The following is an 11,828-nucleotide window of genomic DNA, read 5'->3' as shown; positions in this document are numbered from 1 at the left end:
TGGATCAATTCGCCACCCGAACCCCACCCAGGCTCCCGCTCAATTCATACGCCGCCAATTCCGCCTGATGCGCCGCCAGCAATTCAGGCAGCGATCCACGCAAATACTCGACCCAGGTCTTGATCTTCGCATCCAGGTACTGGCGCGACGGGTAGATGGCATAAAGGTTAAGTTCCTGGGAGCGGTAGTTGGGCATCACGCGCACCAGCGTGCCGTTGCGCAGGCCTTCTATCGCGGCGTACAGCGGCAGGACGCCAACGCCCATGCCGCTGATGATCGCGGTTTTCATCGCGTCGGCGGAGTTCACCAGGAAGGGTGAACTGTTGATGGTGACCATTTCCTGGCCATCAGGACCGTCGAAGGCCCATTTCTCCAGCGGAATCACCGGGCTGACCAGGCGCAGGCAGGCGTGGTTGAGCAGGTCGCTGGGTTTTTGTGCGCAGCCGTTGGTTTTGACGTAGGCCGGTGAGGCGCAAACGATGCTGTAGGTGATGCCCAGGCGCTGGGAGACGAAACCCGAATCCGGCAGTTCGCTGGCGAGGACGATGGACACGTCGTAGCCCTCGTCGAGCAGGTCCGGCACGCGGTTGGCCATGGTCAGGTCGAAGGTCACGTCCGGGTGGGTCTTGCGGTAGCGGGCGATGGCGTCGATCACGAAGTGCTGGCCGATGCCGGTCATGGTGTGCACTTTCAGTTGCCCGGCCGGGCGCGCGTGGGCGTCGCTGGCCTCGGCTTCGGCTTCTTCGACGTAGGCCAGGATCTGTTCGCAGCGCAACAGGTAGCGCTTGCCGGCTTCGGTCAGGGCAATGCGTCGGGTCGTTCGATTGAGCAGGCGGGTTTGCAGGTGGGCTTCCAGGTTGGAGACCGCGCGCGAGACGTTGGCGGTGGTGGTGTCCAGTTGCGCGGCGGCGGCGGTGAAGCTGCCGGCTTCGGCCACGTAACTGAAGGCGCGCATGTTTTGCAAAGTGTCCATGGGGGGCTCTCTCGTCGAATGACAAATTGTGACACGAAGTTTCTGTTTGTTTACAGGCGACTAAAGATCGACTTGCGGATTATCTCGTTAACGGTAACAAAGATTCACAGGAATCCCAGCTTATCGCCATTCAGGCCGCCCCATAGAATTGCGCAATTCGCAAAACTCCCCACCTCAGGAAATCGCAGCAGTGCCGCGTCGCATCAGCAGAGCGCTTCAGCCGCTCAGTGTTTTGGCTTTAACCCTGGCAATCAGCGGCTGCATCGGAACCGGAGGTATTGCCCCGCAGGGCAAGGCGCTGGAGGCCAATTTACTGGCTACCGACGAAGCGATCCAGAGTGCCGCGCAGGATGCGCACTGGCCCACCGCGCAATGGTGGCAAGCCTATGGCGACCTGCAACTGAATCGCTGGATCGATCTTGCCCTGCAAGGCAGCCCGACCCTGGCCATGGCCGCCGCCCGGGTGCGTCAGGCCAAGTCCATGGCCGGCGTGGCCGAAGCGGCCGAGTCGCTGCAGATCAATGGCGAGTCCACCCTCAAGCGTCACAACTGGCCTACCGACCAGTTCTATGGTCCCGGCGAGCTGGCCAACAGCACCACCTGGGACAATAACGCGGCGCTGGGTTTCAGCTATGCCCTCGACCTTTGGGGCCGTGAAAGCAATGCCACCGAGCGCGCCGTGGACATGGCGCACATGAGCGTCGCCGAAGCGCGCCAGGCCCAGCTCGAATTGCAGGACAACATCGTACGGGTCTACATCGAGTTGTCGTTGCATTACGCCCGGCGGGATATCGTCGAAGCGACCTTGAAGCAGCAACAGCAGATCCTTGAGTTGGCGCAAAAACGCCTGGACGGGGGGATCGGCACTCATTTCGAGGTCAGCCAGGCCGAGACGCCGCTGCCGGAAACCCATCGCCAGATCGACGCCCTCGACGAAGAAATCGCCTTGAGCCGCAACCAGCTCGCCGCTCTCGCCGGCAAGGGGCCGGGGGAGGGCGCGCAGTTGCAGCGGCCAACGCTGTCGCTGGGTGCACCGCTGAAACTGCCATCGTCGCTGCCGGCGCAATTGCTCGGCCAACGGCCGGACGTCGTCGCCAGCCGCTGGCAAGTGGCGGCGCAGGCGCGGGGCATCGATGTCGCCCATGCCGGCTTCTACCCGAACGTCGATCTGGTCGGCAGCCTCGGCTACATGGCCACCGGCGGCGGGGCGCTGGAGTTCCTGACCGGCAAGAAACTCAACTACAGCGTGGGTCCGGCGATTTCCTTGCCGATCTTCGATGGCGGACGCTTGCGCTCGGAGTTGGGCGAAGCCTCGGCGGGTTATGACATCGCCGTGGCCAAGTACAACCAGACCCTGGTCAACGCGTTGAAAAACATCTCCGACCAGTTGATCCGTCGCGAGTCCATGGACAAGCAACAGGCTTTCGCCGCCGAGTCGGTGGCCACTGCGCAGAAGACCTACGACATCGCGATGATTGCCTACCAGCGCGGCCTGACCGACTACCTCAACGTGCTCAATGCCCAGACCCTGCTGTTCAAGCAGCAGCAAGTGCAGCAGCAGGTTCAGGCGGCGCGTTTGAGTGCCCATGCGCAATTGGTGACGGCGCTGGGCGGTGGTCTCGGTGCCGGTTATGACGTACCGAACGCCGAACAGACCCAGGCGCCGAAAACCCCGAGCCTTTTGAGGTGACCAGATTGTTTCAGGCACACCCGCTTTTGTGGCGAGGGAGCTTGCTCCCGCTTGAGTGCGCAGCACTCACAAAATGTTCACGGGGTGCCGGAATTTTGGGGCCGCTACGCAGCCCAGCGCGAGCAAGCTCGCTCGCCACAGGATTGCCCTCATCCCAAGTCTTTTCTAACTGAGCAGCATTTGATGACTCCCTTGCCCGCACCTCTGCGCTGGCTGTACTCCCTGGAATGGCGTCGGGGTTTCTTCGACTGGGCACGCAGCGACGGCGTGACCTGGGTCTACATCTTCAAGGTGCTGTTCGCGGCATTCCTGACGCTGTGGCTGGCCATGCGCCTGGAGTTGCCGCAACCGCGCACGGCGATGATCACCGTGTTCATCGTCATGCAACCGCAAAGCGGCCAGGTGTTCGCCAAGAGTTTCTATCGTTTTCTCGGCACCCTGGCCGGGTCGACGGTGATGGTCGCGCTGATCGCCCTGTTTGCGCAGAACACCGAGCTGTTCCTCGGTTCGCTGGCGATCTGGGTCGGTATCTGCACGGCCGGCGCCGCCCGCTGCCGCAACTTCCGCGCCTACGGTTTCGTACTCGCCGGATACACCGCCGCGATGGTCGGCTTGCCCGCACTTGCCCACCCGGACGGCGCGTTCATGGCCGCGGTCTGGCGGGTGCTGGAAATCTCGTTGGGCATTCTCTGTTCGACACTGATCAGTGCAGCCATCCTGCCGCAAACCGCCAGCGCCGCCATGCGCAATGCCCTGTATCAGCGCTTCGGCGTGTTTGCCCTGTTCGTCACCGACGGCTTGCGTGGCCGCAGTCAGCGCGAGGCGTTCGAGGCTGGCAATGTGCGCTTCATTGCCGAGGCAGTCGGACTGGAAGGGCTGCGCAGCGTCACCGTGTTCGAAGACCCGCACATGCGTCGGCGCAATGGACGACTCAGCCGCCTGAACAGTGAGTTCATGGGCATCACCACGCGCTTCAATGCCCTGCATCAGTTGCTCGAACGTTTGCGCAGCAACAATACGGATCATGCCGTGGCGGCGATAAAACCGGGCTTGCAAGACCTCGCCGAACTGCTCGACGGCTTCAGTGGCCGTGCCCTGACCAGCGCCGATGCGGCGCGCCTGGTCACGGTGCTGAGTGCCTACAAGGCAGGGTTGCCGGCGCGGGTGCGCAGCCTGCGGGCGATCTTTCAGGAGAGCGAACCGAGCGACGACGAGCTGCTGGACTTCCACACGGCGTACGAACTGCTCTATCGCTTCGTCGACGACCTGCACAGTTATGCGCAGACACACGCCTCCCTGGCCGATCACAGTCACGAACGGGAGCGCTGGGACGAGCCGTTCACCCCGCAAACCAACTGGATGGCAGCGGCAGCATCGGGGATACGCGCAGCGTTTATCCTGGTGGTATTGGGCAGCTATTGGGTGGCAACCGCCTGGCCGAGCGGCGCGACCATGACCCTGATTGCTGCCGCGACCGTGGGCCTGTCCGCCGCCACCCCGAACCCGAAACGCATGGCCTTTCAGATGGCGTGCGGGACGTTGCTCGGGGCGTTGATCGGCTTCGTCGAGATGTTTTTCATTTTCCCGTGGATCGACGGATTTCCATTGCTGTGCGTGATGCTCGCACCGGTGATCGTACTCGGCTCGTTCCTGACCTCGCGGCCGCAATACGTGGGCGTCGGCCTGGGCTTGCTGATCTTTTTCAGTACCGGTTCGGTGCCGGACAACCTCACGGTCTATAACCCCTACACCTTCATCAACGACTACATCGCCATGGTGCTGGGCATGCTGGTGTGCGCAGCGGCCGGGGCAATCATTCTGCCGCCCAACAGCCGATGGCTGTGGCGTCGCCTGGAACAGGACCTGCGTGCTCAGGTGGTGTACGCGATCAGCGGCAAGCTCAAGGGGCTGGCGTCGAGTTTCGAAAGCCGTACCCGCGATCTGGTGCACCAGGCCTACGGCTTCGCAGCGGGTCAGCCGCAAGTGCAGCGGGACTTGCTGCGCTGGATGTTCGTGGTGCTGGAAGTCGGCCACGCGATCATCGAGTTGCGCAAGGAGCAGGCGATTCTGCCGGTGCATCCGGCCTATGCCGAATCCCAGCCGTGGCGCCAGGCGATCCGGGTGATGGGGCGTGCGCTGGTGCGGCTGTTCCTGCAACCGAACGGCAGCAACCTGGAGCGCGCGCTGGTCGCCGTCGATCACGCGATCAGCCGTGTGCAGTCCACCGACGAACCCTTCGCCCCGCACTTCGATACCTCGGCGCTGCGCCGGGTGAAGAGCTACCTGCACTTCATCCGTACCTCGCTGCTCGATCCGCAATCACCGCTTGCTACGTTCGCAAACAGTCATTCCCAAGGACTTGCACATGCCTCGTGAAATCGCCTTCCACGGCGTGTACATGCCGACCATGACCCTGATGTTTTTCATCGCGGCGGCGCTTGCCTGGGCGCTGGACCGGTTCCTGTCCGGGTTCGACCTGTACCGTTTTTTCTGGCATCCGGCGTTGCTGCGCCTGAGCCTGTTTACCTGTCTGTTCGGCGCGTTGGCGCTGACTGTCTACCGTTGACTCTCTATCACTGACTCTCTATCTCTGAAGAATGCCCCGATGAAAAAGTTTTTCAGCCTGTTCGCGACCTTGCTGGTGCTGGCCCTCGCGCTGTGGGTCGGCCGCTCCTTGTGGGAGCACTACATGAACACGCCATGGACCCGTGACGGCCGCGTGCGCGCCGATATCATCAACGTCGCCGCCGACGTCACCGGCGAAGTGGTGGACGTGCCGGTGCGCGACAACCAGCTGGTGAAGAAGGGTGATTTGCTGATGCAGATCGACCCCGAGCACTACCGTCTCGCGGTGAAACAGGCACAGAGTCTGGTGGCATCGCGCAAGGCGACCTGGGAGATGCGCAAGGTCAACGCCCATCGTCGTGCCGACATGGACAATCTGGTGATCTCCCGGGAAAACCGCGACGACGCCAGTAACCTCGCCGACTCGGCCCTGGCCGATTACCAGCAGGCCCAGGCGCAACTGGAAGCCGCCGAACTCAACCTCAAGCGTACGCAAGTGCGTGCGGCGGTGGACGGCTACGTCACCAACCTCAATGTGCATCGTGGCGACTACGCGCGCATCGGCGAGGCGAAAATGGCCGTGGTCGACATGAACTCGTTCTGGGTCTACGGCTTCTTCGAAGAAACCAAGCTGCCCCATGTGCGCGTGGGTGATAAGGCCGACATGCAACTGATGAGCGGCGAGGTGCTCAAGGGCCATGTGGAAAGCATTTCACGCGGCATCTACGACCGCGATAATCCGCAGAGCCGAGAGCTGATTGCCGATGTGAACCCGACGTTTAACTGGGTGCGTTTGGCACAGCGGGTGCCGGTGCGGATTCACATCGATGAAGTGCCGGAAGGGGTGCTGTTGGCGGCGGGGATTACTTGTACGGTGGTGGTCAAGCAAGGTGAGGGGGCATAACCGATAGACCGAGTCGCCTGCTCGCGAAGCAGGCGACTCGGTCCACATTTCACTCCTGGCAAAACGTCTCATGCAGATGCCGCCAGATCACCCGGCCATCGGCTTGCTTCTCGAACACCACGGTCGAGCGACGATCCGAGTGCAGGCCGGTCGCATCGGTCTGTTGCTCGCGGTAACTCACGGTTGCGCCGCCGTCGTACAGCGCAATACCGCGTAACTCGCTGAGCTCGATGCGGAACCCGAGCTTCTTGCCGCCCGCCAGGGTGAACAATTCGTTCAGCGCGTCAAAATCCAGCACCCGGCCGAGCGGAGAGACCATGGAGAACTGCGGTGAAAACCGTGTCAGCAATTTTTCGAGTTCGGATGCGTCGCGTTCTTCGGCCAGCCATTGTTCGATGGCAACGTGCGCCTGGATCACTTCGTCGAAGTATTCGGTGTAGTCGGTCATGTTTGATTCCTTGAGTTCTGTGGAGTCTGTTCTGGCGCCTTCGCGGGCAAGCCCGCTCCCACAGGGGAACGCATTTCAAATGTGGGAGCGGGCTTGCTCGCGAAGGCGTCGACTCGGTCTCAGAGTTGCCCACGCAACCCGAACCGCTTCATCAATCCCGATTCCAGCAACCCCTTCGGCAACAATCCGGCAAGCAACGGCAACGCGCGGCTGCCATTACCCAGGCGGATCAGCCGTGGCGGTTTGGCCTGCTGCACCGCCTTGAGCAATCCGGCCGCAAATTCACTGGCCGGAGTCGGGTTGTCCTGAGAAGCCTTGGCCCGTGCACGAATGCCTTCGCGCAGCGGAAACCACGGCGATTGCTCGCTGATCAACTGCTCGGCTTCGTGTCCGGCATTCTTTGCAAAACTCGAAGCGATGGCGCCGGGCTGAACCTCCATCACCCGCACGCCAAATGGCGCCAGTTCCATGCGCAAGGCATCGCTCAAGGCATGCACGGCGGCTTTCGAGGCGCAGTAGGCGCCGGCGAATGGCGTGACCAACACACCCGAAACGCTGCCGATATTCACGACCAAACCTTTGGTCCGGCGCAGCACGGGAAACATCGCGCGGGTGACGCCAACGACAGCGAACACATTGGTTTCGAACTGGCGCTGCATGGCCGGCACGCCGCCATCGAGCAGCGGCCCCATGGCGCCATAACCTGCGTTGTTGATCAGCACGTCGAGACCGCCGCGCTCCTGGTTGATGCGCTCGCTCAACTGCTCAAGGGCAACACCGTCATTTACGTCAAGTTGCACGGCGGTAAATCCGGCAGCGCTCAGCATGGCGACATCTTCGGCCTTGCGCGCACTGGCCCAGACTTCATAGCCGGCGACCTTGAACGCATCGGCAAGGGCGCGGCCAATGCCGCTGGAACAACCGGTAATCAACGCAACGGGCATGGCGCATTCCTTGTGCAAAAAATGGAGGAGGGGTCAGTCGGAAAAACTACCCTGCAATCGCTCGGCGCGAAACTCCAGGGTTTCCGGACGGTAGCCAGGACGCAGTGGCGGCAGCGGCAAACAGTCTTCCCAGTTACCACCGGCCTGCAATTCGCCGGGGCCGCGATAGCGCGGGGCGGTGTATTGATTGTCGGCCAGGTTCACCGTATCGCCCGGTGCATAAGCCGCGACCCGCCAGCGCAACTCAGTCAGCGGCACGTCATTGCCGTTGTTCAGGGTCAATTGCAATGGGCGGTCGGCGGGACATTGTTGTGGCGCGTAACTGATGCGCAACTCCAGGCGTTGCAGCTGCTTGAGCTCGTGGTGGTCCATCCAGATGACCCAGGTGGCGACGATACCCAGCCCCGCGGCGGCGGCCATGGATACGGGCAAGGCCTTGGCCGGATAGCGCAGCAACAGGATCAGCCAGGTGATGACCAGCAGGACGCCGATGAACATGACGTGAAATCTCGGGAATAGAGAGGGTCATCCTACCTAAGCGCAGGTGGGGTTGGCGATGGGCGATTCGGTGGTGTGCTGACTGGCGCCATCGCGAGCAAGCTCGCTCCCACAGTGGACCGAGTCGAGCACAAAATCTGCGGTCGACCCAATACCCTGTGGGAGCGAGCTTGCTCGCGAAGAGGCCAGTCGAGGCACTACAAAAACCCAGTGCAAAAAAAAAGCCCCCGCCCAGCCTGCTGCGGATAGGGAACGCAGCAGGCTGGACGAGGGCTTCTTGTTTTACTGAACGTTACTGCGCGATGGTTTTCACCGACACGCCACGCTCAACCGGCGTCGAGCGCCCGTAGATATCTTCAAACCGCTCGATATCGTCTTCGCCCAGGTAGCTACCCGATTGAACTTCGATGATCTCCAACGGAATCTTCCCCGGGTTACGCAGGCGATGCACCGACGCGATCGGAATGTAGGTCGACTGGTTCTCGGTCAGCAGGAACACGTTCTCGTCACAGGTCACCTCGGCGGTGCCGCTGACCACGATCCAGTGCTCGGCGCGGTGGTGGTGCATCTGCAGCGACAGGCACGCGCCCGGCTTGACCGAGATGTGCTTGACCTGGAAGCGCCCGCCCATATCCACCGAGTCGTAGGAGCCCCACGGACGATAGACTTCGCAGTGGTTCTGGGTTTCGCTGCGGCCCTGTTCGTTGAGGGTGTTGACCATCTGCTTCACGCCTTGGACCTTGTCCTTGTGGGCGATCATCATGGCGTCCTTGGTTTCGACCACGACGATGTTTTCCAGGCCGATCACCGACACCAGCTTGCCGTTGCCGTGGATCATGCAGTTTTTGCTGTCCTGGATCACCACGTCGCCTTTGGTGACGTTGCCGTTGGCGTCCTTTTTATTGACCTCCCACAGCGACGACCAGCAGCCGACATCGCTCCAGCCCGCGGTCAGCGGCACGACGCAGGCGCGTTGGGTTTTTTCCATCACCGAGTAGTCGATGGAATTGTCCGGGCAGCAGGCGAAGGTGGCTTCGTCGAAGGTGATGGTGTCGGCATCCTGATGGCTGCGCTCCAGGGTCAGCAGGCAGGTGTCGTAGATGTCCGGATCGTGCTTCTTCAGCTCTTCGAGGAAGCGGCTGGCGCGGAACAGGAACATGCCGCTGTTCCAGAAGTAACCGCCGGACTGGACGAACTCGGTAGCGCGCTTCACGTCGGGTTTTTCGACGAAGTGCGAGACACGGCTGACGCCTTCAGGCAGCAGCGAGTCGTTGGTCGACTTGATGTAGCCATAACCGGTTTCCGGCTTGGTGGCCGGCACGCCGAACAGCACCATTTCACCGTTTTCGGCGGCGACGGTGGCCAGGGCCAGGGCGCGTTGCAGGGCTTTCTGGTCTTCCAGCACGTGGTCGGCCGGCAGTACCAGCATCAGCTCGTCGCGACCTTCGCTGACCAGCATCATCGCAGTCAGGGCCACGGCCGGCGCGGTGTTGCGACCGAACGGTTCCATCAGGATGCGTTGGGTTTCCAGTTTGCGCGCCGCTAATTGCTCGTTGACGATGAAGCGGTGGTCCTTGTTGCAGACCACGATTGGCGTGTCCATGCCTTCGAACACCAGGCGTTCCAGGGTTTGCTGGAACAGGGTGTGTTCGCCGGTCAGGGCCAGGAACTGCTTAGGGAATTGTTTACGGGAAAGCGGCCAAAGACGTGAGCCACTACCACCTGACAAGATCACCGGAATCATGTTGTTACTCCTTGAATATCGATTGGTTAGAGCTACTGCGTTCTGTCGTTTCACTCTTGTTTTTGTTCCGTGTCGCAGGGGTTGCGCTGCCTGTGTAGGAGCTGCCGAAGGCTGCGATCTTTTGGCGCATTCAATGACGCCGAGAATCAAAAGATCGCAGCCTGCGGCAGCTCCTACAGAGATCGACGTTACCTCTGCGGAAAGTTCTTTAGCGCGTCGACACCGGGCGTTTTACCCAGACCGGCGACAGGCTGCTGCCGCTGCCGGTGACGTACAGCACCGCGGCTTCACCGCGTTCCAGGGCGACCGGTTTCACGTCGCCGACCTTGGTGGTGCCGTCGTACAAGGCCAGGCTGACCTTGACCGGGTTGATTTCACGTTCGCCGCGACCCTTGGGCGCAACGTTCGGGACTACGTCGGTCTTGCCATCGGCGGTCTTCAGGGTCAGTGCCTTGTCGCTGAGGTTTTGCACGCGTACCAGGGACTTCTGCTTGTTCTTGAACGGCGGCTCTTCGATCAGTTGCGGTGCGCCGCTGGCGTTGTTGACCAGGGTGTAATAGTGGTCGCCGGCCAGTTTCACCGGCAGGTTCTGGCTACCGACCTTGGCGCTGTAGTCGCCGCCCGGCATGAAGCTGAAGTCACTGCTCGACAGTGGCGCGACATCGCTCAGGTTGGTGTTGCCGACGGTGGCGCTGACTTCGGCGTTGCTGGCGTTGTAGATACGCACGAAGGTCGAGCCTTTCGGTGCGGTCGGGCCGTACAGGGCGGCGTCGCCACCGGCGAAAGCCTGTACCGACAGCACGCTGAGGCCGGCAACCAGGGCAAGGCGTTTGGCGAGACGACGAGGAGTTGTAGTGAAAGTCATGGTGTACCTCTCTTTCAGTTTTGCGCCCGGTCGGGCGTCTCGGATTTGTTGTTGATGGCTACGTTTTGTTGGCGGGCGCCGGCTTGTTTAAGCTCTGCGACCCACTGCGGGTCGGCGTCGCCGATTTCGTTGTTCACAGGCAGATATCGTTCAGGGAACTCCCAGATCAGCACCTGTGGCGGGCTGTTCTTGAAGGCGTCGCTCTTGAGGTAGCTGAGCATCGGCAGAATCGGGCCATGGCCGTCTTCGGCGTAATTGACTACGTCGCTGTTCAGCGCTTGCTTGAGCGCACCGACGAAGTTCCAATTGGGGTTGGCGCTGTAGCTGGTGCCGATCAGGGCCACCGGCACTTCGGTGTTGGCGAACAGCGCGTCGTCACCGGCGGATTGATCTTCAGCCGCGACCGTATTGCGCTTCTGCAATTGCTCCTGTTTAGGCATCAGGTTTTCGAACAGCGGGTCCAGTGGCAGGAACAGACGCAGGTCGCCCTTGTGGGTGACGGTCTCGGCAGGTTCGGTGACGAAGCGCTGCGGCTCGCCGCTCAGCGGGTATTTGTCGGCAATGGTCCCGGCCAGACGGTTGGCGGCGATCTCGGCACCTTGCGGCGTCCAGTGGGTGTCGGTGCGCAGGAACACTTGCTGGCCATCCTGCTTGGCCTGTTGCAGCGGGCCGAGCAGGTCAGGGGCCGGAATCCGGTCGGCGGCCAGGCGCTGGTGGAAGTCCTTGTAGAGGTTGGCGTGGATGCTCGCCGGTTTCACCTCACCGAGGTGTTCCGGGTACAGGCGAACCTTGGCCGGAACCACGGCCATCACCAGTTGCACGCCTTTTTCCTTCAAGGTCTGGCGCACGCCTTCGACCAGCGCGTAGTTGCCTTGCAGGTTCAGCTCTTCGTTGACCACCGGGTGGAATTCTTCATCGCTGTACAACCACTGGTCGCGACCGAGCACCACGCCCGGACGACCTTCGTTGAACAGTTTGAAATCCAGCGCGGCCCAGAGGTTGGTGCCCAGGCGCTTGATCGGGAACTCGTCGTCGTAGTGCGTTTCCACGGCCTTGGTCCAGCGACCGTTGAGCACCGTCGCATCGGCGTTGGTACTGAAGCCGAAGAAGCTGCGCACCGACCACAGACCGAGCACCAGCAGGGTCACCAGGAACAGCGCGATGTAGAAGATGCGTAATGAGCGGGTCATGGTCAGA

The 11,828-nt window shown here is 61.7% G+C and carries 11 protein-coding genes; 4 read left to right on the top strand and 7 right to left on the bottom strand.

Going from position 1 to position 11,828, the window contains the following annotated elements; all coding sequences use genetic code 11:
* Positions 1-4: 4 nt before the first annotated feature.
* Positions 5-973, bottom strand: coding sequence for a LysR family transcriptional regulator (locus AB4O40_RS12345; protein WP_056726206.1), 969 nt, complete (start codon positions 971-973; stop codon positions 5-7).
* 190 nt (positions 974-1,163) lie between these two features.
* Here AB4O40_RS12345 and AB4O40_RS12340 point away from each other — a divergent pair, with 190 nt between their 5' ends.
* The 4 genes from AB4O40_RS12340 (at position 1,164) to AB4O40_RS12325 (ending at position 6,132) form a co-directional block, all read left to right on the top strand.
* Positions 1,164-2,663 carry an efflux transporter outer membrane subunit gene (locus tag AB4O40_RS12340; RefSeq protein WP_460054344.1) on the top strand — a complete coding sequence of 500 codons (1,500 nt, stop codon included), beginning with the start codon at positions 1,164-1,166 and terminating at the stop codon, positions 2,661-2,663.
* Between the two features lie 183 nt (positions 2,664-2,846).
* A complete protein-coding gene (locus tag AB4O40_RS12335) occupies positions 2,847-5,039 on the top strand; it encodes an FUSC family protein (protein ID WP_460054347.1) in 2,193 nt (730 codons plus the stop codon).
* The gene (locus AB4O40_RS12330) at positions 5,029-5,229 is read left to right on the top strand and encodes a DUF1656 domain-containing protein (protein ID WP_007896379.1); all 201 of its coding nucleotides are present in this window, start codon (positions 5,029-5,031) and stop codon (positions 5,227-5,229) included. The genes AB4O40_RS12335 and AB4O40_RS12330 overlap by 11 nt, the downstream gene beginning before the upstream one ends.
* A gap of 39 nt (positions 5,230-5,268) precedes the next feature.
* Positions 5,269-6,132 (top strand): efflux RND transporter periplasmic adaptor subunit, encoded by an 864-nt coding sequence (locus AB4O40_RS12325; RefSeq protein ID WP_056726203.1) that lies wholly within the window; start codon positions 5,269-5,271, stop codon positions 6,130-6,132.
* A 49-nt stretch (positions 6,133-6,181) separates the two neighbouring features.
* On the opposite strand, the gene AB4O40_RS12320 is transcribed toward AB4O40_RS12325, so the two are convergent.
* The 6 genes from AB4O40_RS12320 to AB4O40_RS12295 form a co-directional block, all read right to left on the bottom strand.
* A complete protein-coding gene (locus AB4O40_RS12320) occupies positions 6,182-6,580 on the bottom strand; it encodes a DUF4440 domain-containing protein (protein ID WP_056726202.1) in 399 nt (132 codons plus the stop codon).
* A gap of 119 nt (positions 6,581-6,699) precedes the next feature.
* On the bottom strand, positions 6,700-7,524 hold the full coding sequence (locus AB4O40_RS12315) for an SDR family oxidoreductase (RefSeq protein ID WP_056726201.1): 825 nt from the start codon (positions 7,522-7,524) through the stop codon (positions 6,700-6,702).
* A gap of 33 nt (positions 7,525-7,557) precedes the next feature.
* Positions 7,558-8,022: a hypothetical protein gene (locus AB4O40_RS12310; RefSeq protein ID WP_056726200.1), complete on the bottom strand. Its 465-nt coding sequence runs from the start codon at positions 8,020-8,022 to the stop codon at positions 7,558-7,560.
* Positions 8,023-8,314: 292 nt separating this feature from the next.
* Complete coding sequence (locus tag AB4O40_RS12305; protein WP_056726199.1) at positions 8,315-9,766, bottom strand: mannose-1-phosphate guanylyltransferase/mannose-6-phosphate isomerase; 1,452 nt, start codon at positions 9,764-9,766, stop codon at positions 8,315-8,317.
* A 208-nt stretch (positions 9,767-9,974) separates the two neighbouring features.
* On the bottom strand, positions 9,975-10,631 hold the full coding sequence (locus tag AB4O40_RS12300) for an alginate O-acetyltransferase AlgF (RefSeq protein WP_056726198.1): 657 nt from the start codon (positions 10,629-10,631) through the stop codon (positions 9,975-9,977).
* A gap of 14 nt (positions 10,632-10,645) precedes the next feature.
* Positions 10,646-11,821, bottom strand: a complete 1,176-nt coding sequence (locus tag AB4O40_RS12295) for an alginate O-acetyltransferase (protein ID WP_460160152.1) — start codon at positions 11,819-11,821, stop codon at positions 10,646-10,648.
* Positions 11,822-11,828: the final 7 nt, after the last annotated feature.

This window comes from Pseudomonas sp. S2_F07, assembly GCF_054668325.1.
Note: the sequence above shows the minus strand (reverse complement) of the source record. Positions and strands in the feature narration are given on the sequence as shown.

Bases quoted from the DNA above. Each gene is read 5' to 3' on its own strand.
- AB4O40_RS12345 (WP_056726206.1), bottom strand. From the start codon at position 973: ATGGACACTTTGCAAAACATGCGCGCCTTCAGTTACGTGGCCGAAGCC.
- AB4O40_RS12335 (WP_460054347.1), top strand. From the start codon at position 2,847: ATGACTCCCTTGCCCGCACCTCTGCGCTGGCTGTACTCCCTGGAATGG.
- AB4O40_RS12330 (WP_007896379.1), top strand. From the start codon at position 5,029: ATGCCTCGTGAAATCGCCTTCCACGGCGTGTACATGCCGACCATGACC.
- AB4O40_RS12325 (WP_056726203.1), top strand. From the start codon at position 5,269: ATGAAAAAGTTTTTCAGCCTGTTCGCGACCTTGCTGGTGCTGGCCCTC.
- AB4O40_RS12320 (WP_056726202.1), bottom strand. From the start codon at position 6,580: ATGACCGACTACACCGAATACTTCGACGAAGTGATCCAGGCGCACGTT.
- AB4O40_RS12315 (WP_056726201.1), bottom strand. From the start codon at position 7,524: ATGCCCGTTGCGTTGATTACCGGTTGTTCCAGCGGCATTGGCCGCGCC.
- AB4O40_RS12310 (WP_056726200.1), bottom strand. From the start codon at position 8,022: ATGTTCATCGGCGTCCTGCTGGTCATCACCTGGCTGATCCTGTTGCTG.
- AB4O40_RS12305 (WP_056726199.1), bottom strand. From the start codon at position 9,766: ATGATTCCGGTGATCTTGTCAGGTGGTAGTGGCTCACGTCTTTGGCCG.
- AB4O40_RS12300 (WP_056726198.1), bottom strand. From the start codon at position 10,631: ATGACTTTCACTACAACTCCTCGTCGTCTCGCCAAACGCCTTGCCCTG.
- AB4O40_RS12295 (WP_460160152.1), bottom strand. From the start codon at position 11,821: ATGACCCGCTCATTACGCATCTTCTACATCGCGCTGTTCCTGGTGACC.